This window comes from Streptomyces sp. NPDC048566 (genome assembly GCF_043199735.1).
GTDB lineage: Bacteria > Actinomycetota > Actinomycetes > Streptomycetales > Streptomycetaceae > Streptomyces.
In genome coordinates this window covers 38,899-56,285 of sequence record NZ_JBICWL010000022.1, presented here as the reverse complement: position 1 = coordinate 56,285, position 17,387 = coordinate 38,899, and the positions used below count along the sequence as shown (strand labels likewise).

Sequence of the window (17,387 nt, the reverse complement as noted above, 5' to 3'; positions counted from 1 at the left end):
ACGGGCATCCCCCCGAACCCGACCGGAGTGCGACGTTGGCCACTGGTACGGAACCCCATCCGAACGGCGGCGGTGTGCGCACCGGCACGCGCGCCGCGATCACCGCCCCGCACCTGCGGACCGACCGGTGGTGGCTGGCGCCCGCCGTCACCGCCGCCGGATTGCTGGCCTTCGTCGTGTACTCGACCTGGCGGGCCTTCTCGGACGCGCACTACTACGCGGCGCCGTACGTCTCGCCGTTCTACTCGCCCTGCCTGGCCGAGCGGTGCCGGAGCATGGACGCCGGGCCGAACGCGGACCTGTTCGGAAGCTGGTGGGGCATCTCCCCCGCGATCCTCATCCTGGTCTTCCCGCTGGGCTTCCGGCTGACCTGCTACTACTACCGCAAGGCCTACTACCGGGGCTTCTGGGCGAGCCCACCGGCCTGCGCGGTCCCCGAGCCGCACCGGACGTACACCGGAGAGACCCGCTTCCCGCTGATCCTGCAGAACGTCCACCGGTACTTCTTCTACGCGGCGCTCGTCGTCGCCGGCATCCTCACGTACGACACCGTGCTCGCCTTCCGCGACGAGCACCACGCCTGGGGCCACATGGGGCTCGGCACGCTGGTCTTCCTGGTCAACATCGCGCTGATCTGGGCGTACACCCTGTCCTGCCACTCCTGCCGGCACATCGTCGGCGGGAGGCTGAAGCACTTCTCCCGGCATCCCGTGCGCTACCGGATGTGGAGTTGGGTGGGCCGGCTGAACGCCCGTCACATGCTGCTGGCCTGGGCCTCCCTGATCAGCGTGGCGGTCGCCGACTTCTACGTCTACCTGCTCGCGTCCGGCGCCTTCGACGATCCGCGCTTCTTCTAGATTGGGTGAGGACCCCTGATGTCCGTGGTCGACCGGCAGGAGTGGGACGTCGTCGTGGTCGGTGCCGGTGGCGCCGGTCTGCGAGCAGCCATCGAGGCCCGGGAGCGCGGCGCCCGTACGGCGGTGATCTGCAAGTCGCTGTTCGGCAAGGCCCACACGGTGATGGCCGAGGGCGGCATCGCCGCCGCCATGGGCAACGTGAACTCCGGCGACACCTGGCAGGTCCACTTCCGCGACACCCTGCGCGGCGGCAAGTTCCTCAACCAGTGGCGGATGGCCGAACTCCACGCCCGGGAGGCACCGGACCGGGTCTGGGAACTGGAGACCTGGGGAGCCCTCTTCGACCGCACCGCGGACGGGCGGATCTCGCAGCGCAACTTCGGCGGCCACGAGTACCCGCGGCTCGCACACGTCGGCGACCGCACCGGACTCGAACTGATCCGCACGCTCCAGCAGAGGATCGTGGCCCTCCAGCAGCAGGACATGGAGGAGACCGGCGACTACGAGTCCCGGCTGAAGGTCTATCAGGAGTGCACCGTCACACGGGTCCTGAAGGACGGCGAACGCGTCGCGGGGGCCTTCGCCTACGAGCGGGAGACCGGCCGCTTCTTCGTCCTGGAGGCGCCCTCGGTGGTGATCGCCACCGGCGGCATCGGCAAGTCGTTCAAGGTGACGTCCAACTCGTGGGAGTACACCGGCGACGGGCACGCCCTCGCCCTGCTGGCCGGAGCGCCGCTGCTCAACATGGAGTTCGTGCAGTTCCACCCCACCGGCATGGTCTGGCCTCCGTCGGTGAAGGGCATCCTGGTCACCGAGTCGGTCCGCGGCGACGGCGGCGTGCTGCGCAACTCCGACGGCAGGCGGTTCATGTTCGACTACGTCCCCGACGTCTTCAAGGAGAAGTACGCGGAGTCCGAGGAGGAGGGCGACCGCTGGTACGAGGACCCCGACCACAACCGGCGCCCCCCGGAACTGCTCCCCCGCGACGAGGTCGCCCGCGCCATCAACGCCGAGGTCAAGGCGGGCCGCGGATCGCCGCACGGCGGAGTCTTCCTCGACGTGTCGACGCGGATGCCCGCCGAGGTCATCCGGCGCCGACTGCCCTCGATGTACCACCAGTTCAAGGAACTGGCCGACGTCGACATCACCGCCGAGGCGATGGAGGTCGGGCCCACCTGCCACTACGTGATGGGCGGCATCGCCGTCGACTCGGACACCGCCGCGGCCCGCGAGGTATCCGGGCTGTTCGCGGCCGGCGAGGTCGCGGGCGGCATGCACGGCTCCAACCGGCTGGGCGGCAACTCCCTGTCCGACCTGCTGGTGTTCGGGCGGCGGGCCGGGCTGCACGCCGCCGCGCACGCGGCCGACCACGGAGACGACCGGCCGGCCGTGGACGAGGCGCAGGTCGCCTCGGCCGCGGCGGAGGCGCTGCGGCCCTTCTCCGCCGAGGGCCCCCAACCCGGCGAGCCCACCGGCCGCCCTCCGGAGAACCCCTACACCCTGCACCAGGAACTCCAGCAGACGATGAACGACCTGGTCGGCATCATCCGGCGCGCGCCCGAGATGGAGCAGGCCCTGGAGAAGCTCGCCGAGCTGCGGGTCCGGGCCCGCCGGGCCGGTGTCGAGGGGCACCGGCAGTTCAACCCGGGCTGGCACCTCGCCCTCGACCTGCGCAACATGCTGCTGGTCAGCGAGTGCGTCGCCCGGGCGGCGCTGGAGCGCACCGAGTCCCGGGGCGGCCACACCCGGGAGGACCACCCCGCGATGGAACGCGGCTGGCGCCGGGCCAACCTGCTGTGCCGGCTCGCCGACCCGAGCGGTGAACCGGCCGCCACCGACCCCGTGCGGGGCCGGATCGACCTCACCCGGGAGAACAGCGAACCCGTCCGCCCCGACCTGCTCGCCCTCTTCGAGAAGGAGGAGCTGGTCAAGTACCTCGCCGAAGAGGAGCTCTACGAGTGAGCAGCTATGAGGCCAGCTTCCGGGTGTGGCGCGGTGACACGGCGGGCGGCGGCCTGGTGGACTTCGCCGTCGAGGTCAACGAGGGCGAGGTGGTCCTCGACATCGTCCACCGGCTCCAGGCCACCCAGGCACCCGACCTCGCGGTGCGCTGGAACTGCAAGGCGGGCAAGTGCGGTTCGTGCTCGGCGGAGATCAACGGCCGGCCGCGGCTGATGTGCATGACCCGGATGTCGGTGTTCACCCGGGAGGAGACGATCACCGTCACCCCGCTGCGCGCGTTCCCCGTGGTCCGGGACCTGGTGACCGACGTGGGCTTCAACTACACGAAGGCGCGGGAGGTACCCGCCTTCGTGCCGCCCCCCGGCACCGGCCCGGGCGAGTACCGGATGACGCAGCAGGACGTCGAGCGGTCCCAGGAGTTCCGCAAGTGCATCGAGTGCTTCCTGTGCCAGGACACCTGCCATGTGGTGCGCGACCACGAGGAGAACAAGCCGGCGTTCGCCGGGCCCCGGTTCCTGATGCGGGTGGCGGAGCTGGACATGCACCCGCTGGACGCGGCGGCCGAGGCGGGACTGGACCGGGCGCGCACGGCCCAGGACGACCACGGGCTCGGCTACTGCAACATCACCAAGTGCTGCACCGAGGTCTGTCCCGAGGGCATCAGGATCACGGACAACGCGCTGATCCCCCTGAAGGAACGGGCCGTCGACCGCAAGTACGACCCGCTCGTGTGGCTCGGCTCGAAGATCGGGCGCCGCCGGGAGTGACGGCGGCGCGGGACGCGACGGGGGCGGTGCGGGGGTGCCGGGAACCGGCGGTGCGCTCGGGTCACCCCGTGCCGGCCCAGCCCTGCCGGTAGGCCCTCCAGTCCTCCTCCGTGGCGGCGAAGTCGACGTACAGCGCCACGCCGAAACGCGCGCGGGTGCGGTCCGTGCGGGAGAGGCCGAGGCGGGTCCCGCGGACGGCGGCGGCCACCGTCTCGGCGTACGCGCTGTGGCCGACCTTGCTCTCGTGGAAGAAGGGAAGCCCCATCAGCAGGTCGGTCGACTTCGGGGTGGCCTCCAGCGCGAGGGCGGTCTGCCGGGCGACGTAACCGCCGTACAGGCTGCGCAGCGGCATCCCGGTGTCGTACGACATCACGGCGATCTGGTCGACCCGGCGGGCGACCCGGGCGAAGTACGCCTGGGACCACCACTTGGGGTGCCCGCTGAGCGCGCCGGCGGCGGAGTGCAGGCCGGGCAGCGGGTCGATCTGGTGGGAGGCGACGGACAGCGGGACGTGCCGGGCGCGGGTGAGGGCGTGCAGCCGGTCCAGGAGCGCGAGGAAGCGGGCGTCGCCGGAGTGGACCGGCTCCAGGTCGACGTGGACGCCGTCGAACCCCGCGTCCAGGATCTCGCCCGCCGACCGGACGACCGCCTCGCGGGTGCCGGCCCGCTCCAGCCGCATGCCGTCGGGCTTCTCGGTCGCGAGTTCGTCGCCGAGCCATGCCTGGACCCGGACGCCGGGCAGCCGCTCGTGGACGGCCGCGATCAACCGGCCGGCCGCCGGATACGCCGTGTGCGGCAGCGATCCGTCGTGCTCCAGCGGCCCCGCGTGGACGTACAGGTCCCGTACGCCGGTGCCGTCGAGCCGCCGCGCCAGCGCGTCGACGTCCGCCTCCGACCTCCGGCCGTCCACCCAGGCGTGCCCCAGCCACAGGGCGTCCCGGTTCCGGGTCTGCGTGCCCGCCCCCGGATCTCCCGCGTAGTCCAGCCGCAGGACGACGCCCGCGGTGAGCGGCGGCAGCAGCAGGAGCAGGGCCAGCCCGAGCGCGACCCGCTTGGGTATCCGCAGGCGCGGGTGGCTCCAGGCCCGGGCGAACCGGCCGCGGCCGGCGGCCCGCGCGTGCGCCGCCCGCGCCGTCCCGGAAGCCCCTGACGCCGTCCCCCGGTCGGGGTCCGCCGAGTGCTCCGCGGCGGGGCCGCCCTCGGCGGAGGAGGACGCCGCCACCCGCCCCACCGGGTCGGGTGTCGGGGTGCCCGACGCCGGGTCGGTTTCCGGGGTGTCCGACCCCCGGTCGGGTGCCGTGGTGTGCGGCGCAGGATCAGGTGCCGGGATGTCCGACGCCGGGTCAGGTTCCGAAGTACCCGACACCGGGCCGGAAGCCCGGGCGTCCGACGCCGCGTCGGGTGCGGAAGCGTGCGGCGCAGGATCAGGTGCCAAGGTGTCCGACTCCGGGTCAAGTGCCGAGGCGCCCGACACCGGACCGGACACCCGGGCGTCCGACGCCGCGTCGGGTGCGGAAGCGTGCGGCGCACGATCAGGTGCCGAGGTGTCCGACTCCGGTTCGGGTGCCGGGGTGCCCGACGCCGGGTCGGTTTCCGGGGTGTCCCCGGTGTCCCGGGGCCCGGTCGGCACCGCTGCGTCCCCTCGTCCGTCCGGCGCGTTCCCCCGGCCCGGTTCCATCCCCCACGTCCCTCCCGTGTCCCCGTCAACCCTCGTACCTTAGGCGCTCCCGCCTCGGGCGGTCCGGGTCGCGAAGGAGGTCGGCAGGCCATCGGCCCCGCCGGTGACCTCGTCCCGGGTGGTGCCGCGGCGGCGTGCTCGCCGGCGCGGGCGGGGCTCCGGTGAACCACCGGCGGCCCCGCCGCACGCGGAGCCGCCGAGCGGCGCCGGAAGGCCGACGGGACGGGCCGCGCGGAACCCGCCGCGAGCCGCGCGGTATCCCGTGGAGTCAGAACAGGCTCAGGAGTGCCTCGGCCGGGTCGGTGAGACTCGTCTCCCCGTCGGGCAGCGGGAGTTCGAACCAGACCGTCTTGCCCCGGGGGGTGCGCCGCGAGCCCCAGGCCGCGGAGAGCAGCCCGACGAGCTGGAGGCCGCGCCCGCCTTCGTCGGTGTCCCGGGCGCGGCGGCGGCGCGGCTGGACGAGTCCCGCGTCCCAGACCTCGCAGACCAGGGTCCGGTCGAGCAGCAGGCGCAGCCTGATCTCGCCCTCGCCGTAGCGCAGCGCGTTGGTCACCAGCTCGCTGACCAGGAGTTCCGTGGTGTCGACGAGGGGCTCCAGGTCCCAGGCGACGAGCTGGGTGCGGGCGTACTCGCGGGCCCGGCCCACGCTGCGCGGCTCGCGCGGCAGCGTCCAGTCGCCCACGGACTCGGCCGGCAGCCCCTGGACGCGGGCCATCAGCAGGGCGATGTCGTCCTCGCCGTGGTGGGTGTCGAGGGTGTTGAGCACGTGGTCGCAGACGTCCTCCAGCGGGCGGGCCGGATCGGTGAGCGCGCCGACGAACGCCTGGAGTCCCTCGTCGAGGGGGTGGTCGCGCGATTCGACCAGTCCATCCGTGTAGAGCGCGAGCAGCGCGCCCTCGGGGAGTTCGACCTCCACCTCCTCGAACGGTTCGCCGCCCACCCCGAGGGGCATGCCGGGCGGCACGTCGAGCATCAGGGCGCTTTCGCCGGGCTCGACGAGCACCGGCGGGAGGTGACCGGCGTTGGCGAAGGTGCAGCGGCGGGTGACCGAGTCGTAGACCGCGTACACGCAGGTGGCGAGGTACACCTCGGAGAGGTCGGCGTCGCGGGGCTGGCGGGCCGTGCGCGTCGCCTGCTGGACGCCGCCCGGGGTGCCGAGCCCGCGGGCGATCTCGTCCAGCGCCGAGAGGACCTCGGCCGGTTCGAGGTCGAGCAGGGCCAGGGTGCGGACCGCCGTGCGGAGTTCGCCCATGGCCACGGCGGCGCGCAGGCCGCGGCCCATCACGTCGCCCACCACGAGGGCCGTGCGGTGGCCGGGGAGTTCGATGACGTCGAACCAGTCGCCGCCGACCTCGGTCGCCGCGTTGCCCGGCAGGTAGCGGCACGCGATGTCGAGGCCGGACGCCTCGGGGTCGCCCGGGGGCAGCAGGGACCGCTGGAGGATGAGGGCGCGTTCGTGCTCGCGCCGGTACAGGCGCGCGTTGTCGATGCAGACGGCGGCGCGGGCCGCGAGTTCCACGGCGAGTGAGCGGTCGCGTTCGCCGAACGGCTCGCTGCCCTTGGTGCGGGAGAACCGGGCGAGTCCGACGACCGTGTCGTGGGCGACCATCGGGACGGCGAGCGTCGACTGGACGAGGCCGTTCTCGCCGGCCGGGACGTACTGCGGCTTGGCGGTGCGCAGGGCGTCGGCGGAGGGCGAGTTGAAGGGGTAGTGGTGGACCGCGCCGACGGCGACGGGGGCCTGCCCGCCGGCGAACGGAGCGTCGGCGACGGCGCTCGCGAACGCGACCCGGCGCAGTTCCGCGCTGCCGTCCGCGAGGCCCGGCGGGGTCTCGTCGCCGGCCAGCAGTCCCTGGTACAGGTCGACCGTCGCGAGGTCGCAGAAGCCCGGGACCACGACGTCGAGGAGTTCGCGTGCGGTGGTCTCCAGGTCGAGGGAGTTGCCGATCCGGGCACCCGCCTCGTTGAGGAGGGCGAGATTGCGCCGCGCGGCGGCGGCCTCCCGGGCGGCGGCGCGGCGCGAGGTGATGTCGATGCCGAGCCAGGCGATCCCGATGGGGCGACCGCTCCCGCTGTGGACGCGGTAGAGGTTGACGGACCAGTGGCGGCGTTCCTCGGAGCCGGGCACGTAGCCCGTGACGTGCATGTCCGTGATGGAGTCGCCGGTCTCCAGGACGCGTCGCAGGACGGCGGTGACGCGTTCGGCCTCGGGGTGCGGGAGGTAGTCGTGGACGCCCTTGCCGTGATGGTCGTCGACGTGGCCGCCGAAGATCGAGGCGAAGCGCTGGTTGGCCCGCCGGACCCGCAGGTCCGTGTCGATGAGCAGGAAGCCGAAGGGAGATTGGCCGAATATCGCCTGCGAGGCGGCCAGGTCGGTCTCGATGCTGCGCAGCGTGCGGACGTCGACGACGATGCACACCGCGGCCCGCTCGCCGTCCTCGTTCGTGGTGGGCATCACGTAGACCTCGGCGAGGCCCTCGACGGGCTCGCCGGCGCCCTCGGGGGCGGGCGTCCGGAGGGGCACCACGCCGGTCCACTCGCGGCCGTCCAGGATCTCGGCCATCTTGCGCTGGCCGAACTCGCGGCGGTCCGCGGCGACGAACGCCTCGATGGGGTCGATGCCGACGGCCCGTTCGGCGGGGATGCCGAAGATCTGTGCGGCGCGCAGGCTCCACTGCTCGACGAGCCCGTCGGCGCCTATGGAGAAGGACGCGACCTTGATGTAGTCGTAGATGGAGCCGGGTGGGCTGGTCTGCCACATCGCGTCGCCGGCCGTCTCGGCCGGCGTCCCGCCCGGCGTCCCTCCGGCCGGGCCGGCCGCCGCGCCGTCCGCCCCGTCGCCCGGGGTGTGACCCGCGCCGACGCCGGGAGCCGTGCGCGCGGAATCGCTCGCCGCATCAGCCCTCGCGCGGCCCGACGGGTCCTCCGACTCCGTGGCCTTCGCTGGTATCTCGCTCACGCGAACCGTCCCCTCCAGCTCACCGCGTCCGGCACCGGTCACCGGGGGCGGCTGCCCGCAGTATCCAGCACTACGGCACCGCACAACACGGTGTTCACGATCACAGCACGGTCCCGATGCTTTTTGGACCGGCCGCGACATACTCCCAGTCTTCTAACCAGGTGGCGCCCCCTCGAATCAAAGAATCCGACACCCGCCAGTGGCCTGAACCAGTCGCGCGCCGAGCGCACACCCCGTCCCGCGGTCCACACCCCCGCGCGGCCGGCCCGGCCCGGCCCCGAGCGGCCGGGGCGAGGCGGGCCCGGCGGCCGGCGGCGGCCTGCGCGGAGGTCACCTCACCCCGGCACCGCCAGCTCGAACCAGACCGTCTTGCCGTCGGACCCGGGCCGGGTGCCCCAGCCCGTGCACGTGCCGGCCACGAGCTGGAGGCCGCGCCCGTTCTCGTCCTCGGCGGCGGCGGAGCGTTCGTGCGGCGGGTCCGGCAGGGGGTCGGACACCTCGACGCGCAGCGCGCGCCGGCCGTCCACGGGCCGCACCAGCCGCACGCCGATCGGGCCCGTCGCATAGCGCAGGGAGTTCGTCACCAGTTCGCTGACCAGCAGCACCGCGATGTCGCCGACGGAGTCCAGCTCCCACGCGCGCAGCTGCCCCCGGACTGCGGCGCGGGCGGTAGCGACGGCCCCCGGGTCGGCCGGGAAGGTCCACTCGGCGCAGTCGCCTTCGGTGTCGATCAAGTCGATCACTCCCCAGACGAGGAACACACCCATGTCCGGTTTCGTGGGATTAGTTGTCACTTACCCGATATGGGCGTCGGTTTATCGCCTCGGACGGCCCGTTGTGGGACGAACGGCGTACGCGGGCGCACCGCGGAACACTCCGCCGCACCCCGTGGGCGATCACCGGCTCCGGCCCCGGACGCGGCGCGGGGTCAGGCGCCGGACGGTGCCGCCGGGCCGTCCGCGCGGTCCAGCCACGGCAGGGCGTCCCGGACGGCCGGGACGTCCTGATCGAGCCAGTCCACGTCCCAGACCTCCTCGGGGCCGAGCCAGCGCAGCGCGTCGTGGTCCTCCAGCGGGCGCGGGGCGGCGGAACCGGGCAGCAGCCGGGCCGCGCAGACCACGAGGACGTACCCCGGCTTCAGCGGCCACTCGCCCGGGACGCGCCCCAGCGGCTCCGCCGCCACACCGAGTTCCTCCCGCAACTCCCGCACGAGGGCCTGCTCGGGGGTCTCCCCCGGCTCGATCTTCCCGCCCGGCAGCTCCCAGCGCCCGGCGAGTTCGGGGGGTGCGCTGCGGCGGGCGGCGAGCAGGCGCCCGTCGTGCACCAGGGCGGCGCCGACCACCACGATCCGTTCCGTCATGCGCCGGAGCCTACGGGAGCGCGAGGCGGACCCGGACGACACGCGTCAACGGCTGCCGTTCTGCCCGATCCGCTCGACCCAGTAGAGCTGCTTGTGGCCGCGCGCGTCGAGGCTGTCCGCGATCTTCTGGGCCTCGGCGCGGGTCGCGTACCTGCCGACGCGGTAGCGATTGCCGTTGTCGTCCTGCCGTATGACGAGCCAGGAAAGAGTGATCGTGCCGTCGTTCATCCAGCCCCTCCACTTCCCGCCCCGGGCCCCCGTCCTGCCCCGCCCTCTGACGAAACCGCACTCCGCATATGCCCGACCCTACGCCTTACCTTCACGGAGCGAATACGCCTTTTCACAAAGAGGTACGCAACCAGCCAAGGGGGGACCCCGAACCGGGGGGCGCACGCCGTCGAACACGCCCTCGGCCGGCCCTCGCGCGCTCGCGAACAGGGCGAAGTCCGCACGGCGGGCGGGAGTTGAGAAAGGCCAGATTCCAACCGGGCTTAGGGCGGGATCGGTTGGCCGCGGCGCGGGAGCGCACGGGCCGGACGCGGGAGCACACGGTCGCCCGCCCGTGCGGCGGCCCCGCCGGGAGGCGCCCCCCTCGCGCGCGGCCGGCGCTACGCCCCGCGGGCGGCGGCCGGGACGCGCGTCGCGCGCCACCGGCGGGTGGTGCGCGCCCCGCCGTCCACCGGCCGGGGCACGCCGCTCACTTCACCGGCAGGTGGTACGCGACGCGGTACCGGTCGGCGGGGACCACGACGTCCGCCGTCTCGACGGGGCGGCCCGAGGCGTAGAAGGTCCGCTGGATCACGACCACGACATGGCCGGGCACACCGCCCAGCGCGAGCAGTTCCTCGGCGAGGCCGGGGCGCGCACCGACCTCCTCGGTGACGTTGTCCACGATCACGTCGATGGCGGCCATCCGCTCGACCACGCCCATCCCGCCGAGCGGGCCCTCCTCGGGGAGCATCACCGGCGTGCGCCCCGTGACCGCGAGCGGCTCCCAGGAGGTGGAGAGCATCATGGCCTCGCCGCCGTCCCGGTAGACGTAGTTCGTGCACATCACACGGTCACCGGGCGAGATGGCCAGCCGCTCGGCGATCGCGCCGCCGGCCTCGACCTGGCGGCTGCGCGATTCCCAGGTGCCGCGCGCCGTCCCGTCGGCCTGCTCCTGGCGGAACGGGGTCGCGCCGCTGTCCGGCCGGTATCCCGAGCGGGCCACCCGGCGCGGCACCGGGCGCTCGCGCACGTAGGTGCCGGAGCCTGAGCGGCCCTCGACCAGCCCCTCGGCCATCAGGACCTTGCGCGCCTCCAGGGCGACGGTGTCCGACACCCCGTACTCCTCGCGGATCCTGGCCTGGGACGGGAGGCGGGTGTGCGGGGGCAGCGAACCGTCGACGATCTTCTTGCGGAGATCTCCCGCGACACGCAGGTAGGCCGGCTGCTCACCGAAAGTCACTTAGCCGCTCCCATCAGGTTGTACAGACAGCAACAGCGTGGCAACCGTGGGTTGTGCCGTGCAAGCAAAGGCCAGAGAATCACTCGATGTGATGACGTTAGCCGCACAGAGGCTTTACGCAGGCACTTTCTCCCCGCTATGGATGCCGTCACACCTCCATGCCGCCGCCGGCTCCGCCTCCCCCGTCACCTCCGTCGCCTCCGTCGCCGCCGGGGCCGCGGCCGGCGTCCGCCGGCGGGGTGGTGGCCAGGCCCAGAGCCTCGCGGGTGGTGACCGTGGTCGCGGGGTCGATGAGGTGCACGGCCTTCGCGTAGTGCGCGTAGAAGGTGTCCGCGTCGCGCGCCTGCGCGGCCCGCTCCCACTGCGCGCGCGAGCGGTCGAGGTTCCCCAGCAGGCCGTGGACGCGGTCGGCGGACGCCGGGCCGAAGGTGTGCCGGCGCAGCTGCCCGGTCTGCTCGGCGATGGCCCCGGAGACGCGGTCCGCCCATTGCCTGTGGCCCGGCAGGTCGTCCTCGACGTACTCCTCCTCGGGCGCCGACCGCATCGCCGTGTTGAGCAGCCGTGCGGCCTTCAGGTAGGCGAACTGGTCGCCGTCGAGCGTGCTCGCGTCCGTGCGCAGCGAGCCGGTGAGCGTGCCGTGCTCGTCGGTGTTCCCGAACATGCAGGTGATCTCGCGGTCGCCGGTGCGCCAGCTCTGCCGCGTCGGGGTGAAGTAGTACACGTCGACGTCGTCGGGAACGGCCCAGGTGTCCATGGCGTAGCCGTCCATGAGCGCGTAGCACCGGTCGTCGGCCTCGTCGGCGACCGCGGCGTCACCGGGGAAGGAGGCTCCGGCGACGGCGACCGTGGCGAACACCTCCGCGTCGTGCCGCCCGGAGCAGGGGACCTCGTCGACGTCGAAGGCGAGGCCCTCCAGGGCACCGCCCGGCGCGTCGAAGCACACCCCCTTGTCGAGGGAGAAGGCGGTTCCCGCCGCTCCCTCGGTGAAGCCGTCCCAGAAGTCGTCCGCTCCCCCGGTGGCGAACAGGAGCGCGGTCAGCAGGGCGCCGATCGACGACATCACGATCCCGCCGACCGCCAGGCCCTTGCCTCGCTCCCCGCGCCGGCCGATCTGGACGAGCGCCACGATCCCGAGCACCAGCCCGACGCCGGGCAGGAAGCAGAGCACACCGAGGACGAGCGAGGCGATCGCGAGCCCGTTGACCGGCGCGGGCCGGTTGTACGGGGAGTACCCCTGACCCCACGTCGGATACGGGGTCCCCGGCGGCTGCTGGCTGTAGGGGACCTGGGAGGAGGGGCCTTGGGGGTACGGCGCCCGGGCGTACGGACCGTCGGGGTACGGCCCGTGCCACCCCGGGGGCGGGTGGGCCCCCGGGGCTCCCTGGGCACCCGGCGGCGTCTGCCGCGGCGGCTGCCGATCCTCTGGTTGCTGCGGTCCGGGCGGTGGGGGTATGGACACGACTTCCCTTGCTCCTCGTCCACGCGCGGTGGAACCTGCGTACGGCTGCCGGATGGCTGCGCGCATCGTAGAGGCGGCGCGCACCGGGAGGTCGGGGAGGGCGGGCCTACGGCCGGAGACGGCGCCCGCGGGAGCGTCGGGGCGGGCCGGAGACGTCGACCGGGCGACGCGGGCGGAAGCCGCGGGGCTGCCGGCCCGGCGGCGCCACGACAGCGGCGGGGAGGGCCGGGCGCACCCGCCCGGGCGGGTGCGGCGCGGGCGGGACTCCGGCGGCCGATGACGCCCCGCCACCCTCCGGACCTGTCTAACCTGCGCCTATGACTGCACTGCCGGACTGCTTCTGCCCGACGGACGGCACCCGCGTCCCCTCCGGTTCGCTCGCCTGGTGCTGCCCGGTGTGCCGCGGGCCGCTCGACCTGGACTTCGCCCCGACCCCGGCCCCCCTCTCCTCGCTCACCGGCCGGGTGAACTCGCTGTGGCGGTACGCGGAGTGCCTGCCGCTCGCGGGGCCCGCCGTGAGCCTCGGCGAGGGCCGGACGCCGCTGGTCGCGCTGCGCGAGGGGGTGTCGGCCAAGCTCGACTTCCTGATGCCGACGCTGTCGTTCAAGGACCGCGGGGCGGTCATGCTGGCCGAACTGGCGCGGCGGCTGGAGCCCCGGCAGGTGATCGCGGACAGCAGCGGCAACGCGGGCACCGCGGTCGCCGCGTACTGCGCCCGGGCCGGGCTGCCGTGCACCGTGTTGGTCCCGCGGGGCACGTCGCCGAAGAAGCTGGAGCAGATCACGGCGCACGGCGCACGGCTCCGGGTGGTCGACGGCGACCGCGAGGCGACCGCGCGGGCCGCGCGCGAGGCCGCCGACGAGGAGGGCGTGTTCTACGCCTCGCACGTGTTCAACCCGTACTTCCTGCACGGCACGAAGACGTACGTCCACGAACTGTGGGAGGACCTCGGCGGGCGTCTGCCCGAGGCGCTGGTGGTGCCGGTCGGCAACGGCACCCTGCTGCTCGGCGCCGCGCTCGCGGTGGCCGAACTGCACGCGGCGGGGCTGATCGACCGCAGGCCCGCGCTGTACGCCGTCCAGTCCGCGGCCGTCGCCCCGCTCGCCCGCGCCTGGTCGGAGGGCGCCGAGGACCTGGTCGGCGTCACACCGGCGGCGCCCACGTTCGCCGAGGGCATCGCCATCCCGAACCCGCCCCGGGCCCGCCAGATCCTGCGCGCGGTGCGCGCCTCGGGCGGCGCCTTCCTGACGGTGTCCGAGGACCGCATCCGGCACGCCCAGACGGACCTCGCGGGGCGCGGACTGTACGTGGAGTCCACCGGGGTGGCCTGCTGGGCGGCCGTGCGGGACGGCGCGCTCGGCGGGCGGGACGCGGTGGTCCCGCTGTGCGGCGCGGGACTGAAGACGGGGATGGCGCACGCGTGAGGGCGCGGCGGCCGGCCGCGCGCCCCGGGGCCGGCCGGCACCGTCATGTCCGCGCCGAGGCAGCGGTGTTCACGCGGTTTCCGGCCACGCGGAACATCCCGTTCCGTCCTGATCCCTTCCGGTTCGGGCCGTAACTTGCCCCGCTTCAGGGCGTTTTCACGAATGGCTGCACCACGGAGCCGTCTTTCGCGGGCGGCGAGGGCATCCTGATCGCATCCCACGCTTCAGCGCCGGCACGACGACGCCCCCACTCCTGTCCGGCGGCCCTCGCACGACCGCTCCCCCGCCCGGTCCGACCGCCAGGAGTCCACGGTGACCACCACCGCCGCCACCGCCATCACCCGCCGCCTCGGCCGCCTCCTGTGCGGCCACCTCGCCCTCGCCATGTCCGCCACGGCCGCCCTCTCGGTGCTCGGCGCCCGCGGGCAGCACACCGCGCTCCTCGTCGTGTGGGCCGCGTTCCCGCTCACGGCTCTCGCGTGGGCCCTCGCACGGGCCGACGAGAAGCGCCGGCAGGTGCGCGACCGGAACGCGAGCACCGCCGATCCCGCCGACTGGACGCCCGCGGCCTGAACAGCCGCCCGGCCGTCCGGAAGCACGCAGCTCAGGTGCCGGGACGCGCGGTCCACAGGGTGCGCTCGGTGCGTACCGCCAGATCGTCGCGGCGCTGGACGACGTGCGGGCCGTCGGCGTCGAGCAGCCGGTCCAGGGCGGCGAGGTCGCCGGCGGGGAGCGCGCCGTCCACGGTGGCGCGCAGCCGCCGCAGGCTGCCGAGTGCGTAGGCGCCGACCCTCGCGTCGCGCGCTCCGTCGATCCGTACGGTGAGCGTGCGTTCGGCCGCGACGTCGAATCCCGCGGCGGCCAGTTTCGCCCCCCAGTCGGCGCCCCGGTGGGGCACGTGCTCGGCGTGATGGCGCTCGCTCGCGGCGTGGCAGCGGTCCTCCAGCCCGGGCGCCTCCTCGGGGGCGTCGGCGGGCAGGAAGCGGGGGAAGCCGGCCAGTTCCAGTACGGCGAACAGCCCGCCGGGGGCCAGGACGTCCCGCACCGTGCGCAGTGCCCGCTGCGGATCGGCCATGTGGTGCATCGAAGCGGACGCCCACACCAGGTCGGGGGTGCCGAGGTCGGGCCACACGGGGTCGTCGAGGTCGGCGTGCACCGTGCGCACCCGCCGGTCCACACCCCGGGCGCACGCCTTCTCCCGCAGCCGCTGGAGGTGGGCGGCGGAGGAGTCGACGGCGGTCACGTACGCCTCGGGGAAGCGGTCGAGGAGGACGAAGGTGCCCGCGCCCGTTCCGCAGCCCAGATCCACGATCCGGCGCGGGGGCGTCTCGACCGGCAGCCACCCGGTGACGGCGGCGAGGTGCTCGGCGAGGACCTCCGCGTCGAGGTCGAGGATCTCCGCCTGCGCGTGGACGTGGTCGCCGGCGGGAGCGCGTCCCGGCCGGCCGGTGGCGTCCGGGTGGGCCGGGTGGTCCGCTCGGGCCGGGCGGGCGCCGGCCGTATGTCCGGCTTCGGCGTGACCGTCGCCCGGTTGCGGGTCCTGTCTCCGGTCGCGTTCCGGGTGCGTCGTCGCGTCCGCGGTCGTGTCGGGTTTCTGCCTGGAGTGTGCGTGAGCCATGCCTCCACGCTAGGACGGCCATGCGCTCATGGCACGAACTCTTGCGAGATACGCAACACGGAGGCCGCCGCGGAGGCCGCTCGCGCAAGAGACGGCCGCTCCCGACCGGGCGAGGCCCGCCGCCCCTTCCTCCACCCGCGCCGCCGCGCGGCACGCCCGCCCCCCGGGTCGGCGCGCCCCACTCCCACGACGGAGCCGGGACCGGCGCACACGAGGAGGAGGGCCCCCGCCCTCACGCCCGGGACCGGGAGCCTCCGCCGTCACGCCCCGGGAACGTCGGCCCTCCGTTCGCCGCCGGGGCGCTGGTGGCCCCGGCGTGCGTCGCGGTCGAAGATCCCGAGGATCTCGCAGGGACCGCCCTCGGCACCGATGGCGTGCGGCAGCATGGTGGGGAACTCGGCGGCCTGGTGGGTCTCCACACGCAAGCGCCGGTTCCCGAGCAGCAGGACCGCCGTACCGGACAGGACCACGAGCCACTCCCGTCCCGGATGGGCCCGCATCGCGGCAGGATCGTCCGGCGGCGGCGCGGTCACGCGCTGCCGTACGACGCTCATGCCGGGGTCGCTCCTGACGGGCCAGCGCATCTGGCCGCGCGCCTTGTCGATCACCGGGCCGACGACCACGTCGTCGGAGGCCGTCTCGACCAGCTGGTCCAGCGTGGTGTCCAGCGCGCGGGCGAGCGTCACCAGGCTGTCCAGCGCCAGGCGCCGCCGGCCGTTCTCGATCCGGCTGAGCGTGGACTGGCTGATCCGGGCACGGGAGGCCAGCTCCTCCAGCGACCAGCCCTGCGCCACCCGCAGCGCCCGGATGCGTTTGCGCACCAGGCTGTCCAGCTCGTCGTCGGCCCGTTCGGCTTGCGTCATGCGCAGCATCGTATGCCCGTCGAGCACGGCCGGGACGCGATGCCACAATGGCGTGCCATGTCTGCCCTCTCCGCCCCCGCGAACCGCCGGCTCCAGCGCTGGGAGCAGCGCACCGGCGGCTGGCTCATCGCCCTGGCGGCCGTCTACCTGGCCGCCTACGCGGTGCCGATCCTCGATCCCGGTCTCCCCCACGCCTGGCGCGCCGCCGCCGCGGACGTCACCTTCGCCGTCTGGGCGCTACTGGCCGCCGAGTTCCTGCTGCGCTTCGCCATGGCCGACCGCCGGTGGCAGTTCGTCAAGGTGCGCCTCTTCGACCTGGCGACCCTCGTCCTGCCCCCGCTGCGCCCGCTGCGGCTGGTGACCATCGTGTTCATGGTGGTGCGCCGCAACGCCTCCACCCTGGGCCGGGTCCGGCTGCGGCTGGGCACCTACGTGGCCGCCTGCACGGCCCTGCTGCTGTTCCTCTCCAGCCTGACGATCCTCGACGTGGAGCGGCGCAACCCGGACGCCTCGATCACCACGTTCGGCGACGCCCTGTGGTGGTCGGTGACCACGGTCACCACCGTCGGATACGGCGACCTCTACCCGACGACGACGCAGGGCCGCCTCATCGCCATCGCGCTGATGGTGGGCGGCATCGCCCTCGCGGGTCTCGTCACGGCGACCCTCGCCTCCTGGTTCATGGACCGGTTCTCGGAACTCCGCGCCGGGGAGGCCCAGACGAACAGCGAGATCTCGGCGCTCACCGAGGAGGTGCGCCGGCTCCGCGACGAACTGCGCGACCAGCGCGCCACCGTGCCCCGCGTCCCCGCTCCCGCCGACGGCGACCGGCAGACCGTCGGTGCGGCCCCCTCGCCCGGCCCGGCCGCGCCCCCTCCCGCGGGGGACGCCCCGCACGGCGCCGAGGCCGGCCCCCGCGCCGCGCCGGAGAACGACCGCCTGCCGTAGCCGGGTGCCGCCCGGCCCGCCCCGCACGGCGCCGAGGTCGGA

General features: G+C 74.2%; 15 protein-coding genes. 6 read left to right on the top strand and 9 right to left on the bottom strand.

Going from position 1 to position 17,387, the window contains the following annotated elements:
* Positions 1-35 precede the first annotated feature (35 nt).
* Genes ACGFS9_RS26185 through ACGFS9_RS26175 form a run of 3 tightly spaced genes read left to right on the top strand, consistent with a single transcriptional unit; the run spans position 36 to position 3,586 of the window.
* Positions 36-857: a hypothetical protein gene (locus ACGFS9_RS26185; protein ID WP_393256645.1), complete on the top strand. Its 822-nt coding sequence runs from the start codon at positions 36-38 to the stop codon at positions 855-857.
* An 18-nt stretch (positions 858-875) separates the two neighbouring features.
* Complete coding sequence (locus ACGFS9_RS26180; protein WP_393256644.1) at positions 876-2,819, top strand: fumarate reductase/succinate dehydrogenase flavoprotein subunit; 1,944 nt, start codon at positions 876-878, stop codon at positions 2,817-2,819.
* Entirely contained in the window at positions 2,816-3,586 is a 771-nt protein-coding gene (locus ACGFS9_RS26175; protein ID WP_393256643.1) for a succinate dehydrogenase/fumarate reductase iron-sulfur subunit, read from the top strand. Before ACGFS9_RS26180 ends, ACGFS9_RS26175 begins: the two co-directional genes overlap by 4 nt.
* 61 nt (positions 3,587-3,647) lie before the next feature.
* On the opposite strand, the gene ACGFS9_RS26170 is transcribed toward ACGFS9_RS26175, so the two are convergent.
* From ACGFS9_RS26170 to ACGFS9_RS26140, 7 genes are all read right to left on the bottom strand, one after another.
* A complete protein-coding gene (locus tag ACGFS9_RS26170) occupies positions 3,648-4,808 on the bottom strand; it encodes a hypothetical protein (protein ID WP_393256642.1) in 1,161 nt (386 codons plus the stop codon).
* Positions 4,809-5,532: 724 nt separating this feature from the next.
* Positions 5,533-8,223 (bottom strand): SpoIIE family protein phosphatase, encoded by a 2,691-nt coding sequence (locus ACGFS9_RS26165; protein ID WP_393256641.1) that lies wholly within the window; start codon positions 8,221-8,223, stop codon positions 5,533-5,535.
* Positions 8,224-8,558: 335 nt separating this feature from the next.
* Positions 8,559-8,990, bottom strand: coding sequence for an ATP-binding protein (locus ACGFS9_RS26160; protein WP_393256640.1), 432 nt, complete (start codon positions 8,988-8,990; stop codon positions 8,559-8,561).
* A gap of 161 nt (positions 8,991-9,151) precedes the next feature.
* Positions 9,152-9,583, bottom strand: coding sequence for a (deoxy)nucleoside triphosphate pyrophosphohydrolase (locus tag ACGFS9_RS26155; protein ID WP_393256639.1), 432 nt, complete (start codon positions 9,581-9,583; stop codon positions 9,152-9,154).
* 45 nt (positions 9,584-9,628) lie between these two features.
* Complete coding sequence (locus tag ACGFS9_RS26150) at positions 9,629-9,811, bottom strand: SPOR domain-containing protein (RefSeq protein WP_393256638.1); 183 nt, start codon at positions 9,809-9,811, stop codon at positions 9,629-9,631.
* A 469-nt stretch (positions 9,812-10,280) separates the two neighbouring features.
* Positions 10,281-11,033 carry a GntR family transcriptional regulator gene (locus ACGFS9_RS26145; protein ID WP_393256637.1) on the bottom strand — a complete coding sequence of 251 codons (753 nt, stop codon included), beginning with the start codon at positions 11,031-11,033 and terminating at the stop codon, positions 10,281-10,283.
* Positions 11,034-11,181: 148 nt separating this feature from the next.
* Positions 11,182-12,492 carry a DUF4190 domain-containing protein gene (locus tag ACGFS9_RS26140; RefSeq protein ID WP_393256636.1) on the bottom strand — a complete coding sequence of 437 codons (1,311 nt, stop codon included), beginning with the start codon at positions 12,490-12,492 and terminating at the stop codon, positions 11,182-11,184.
* 317 nt (positions 12,493-12,809) lie between these two features.
* On the opposite strand from ACGFS9_RS26140, the gene ACGFS9_RS26135 reads away from it, so the two are divergent.
* Positions 12,810-13,916, top strand: coding sequence for a threonine synthase (locus ACGFS9_RS26135; RefSeq protein ID WP_393256635.1), 1,107 nt, complete (start codon positions 12,810-12,812; stop codon positions 13,914-13,916).
* 312 nt (positions 13,917-14,228) lie between these two features.
* Complete coding sequence (locus ACGFS9_RS26130) at positions 14,229-14,489, top strand: hypothetical protein (protein ID WP_393256634.1); 261 nt, start codon at positions 14,229-14,231, stop codon at positions 14,487-14,489.
* 31 nt (positions 14,490-14,520) lie between these two features.
* Here ACGFS9_RS26130 and ACGFS9_RS26125 read toward each other — a convergent pair whose 3' ends face one another.
* Positions 14,521-15,534 (bottom strand): methyltransferase, encoded by a 1,014-nt coding sequence (locus ACGFS9_RS26125; RefSeq protein ID WP_393256633.1) that lies wholly within the window; start codon positions 15,532-15,534, stop codon positions 14,521-14,523.
* Positions 15,535-15,794: 260 nt separating this feature from the next.
* Entirely contained in the window at positions 15,795-16,406 is a 612-nt protein-coding gene (locus ACGFS9_RS26120; RefSeq protein WP_393256682.1) for a helix-turn-helix domain-containing protein, read from the bottom strand.
* Between the two features lie 48 nt (positions 16,407-16,454).
* Between ACGFS9_RS26120 and ACGFS9_RS26115 the strand changes: the two genes are divergently transcribed.
* Entirely contained in the window at positions 16,455-17,345 is an 891-nt protein-coding gene (locus ACGFS9_RS26115) for a potassium channel family protein (RefSeq protein ID WP_393256632.1), read from the top strand.
* Positions 17,346-17,387: the final 42 nt, after the last annotated feature.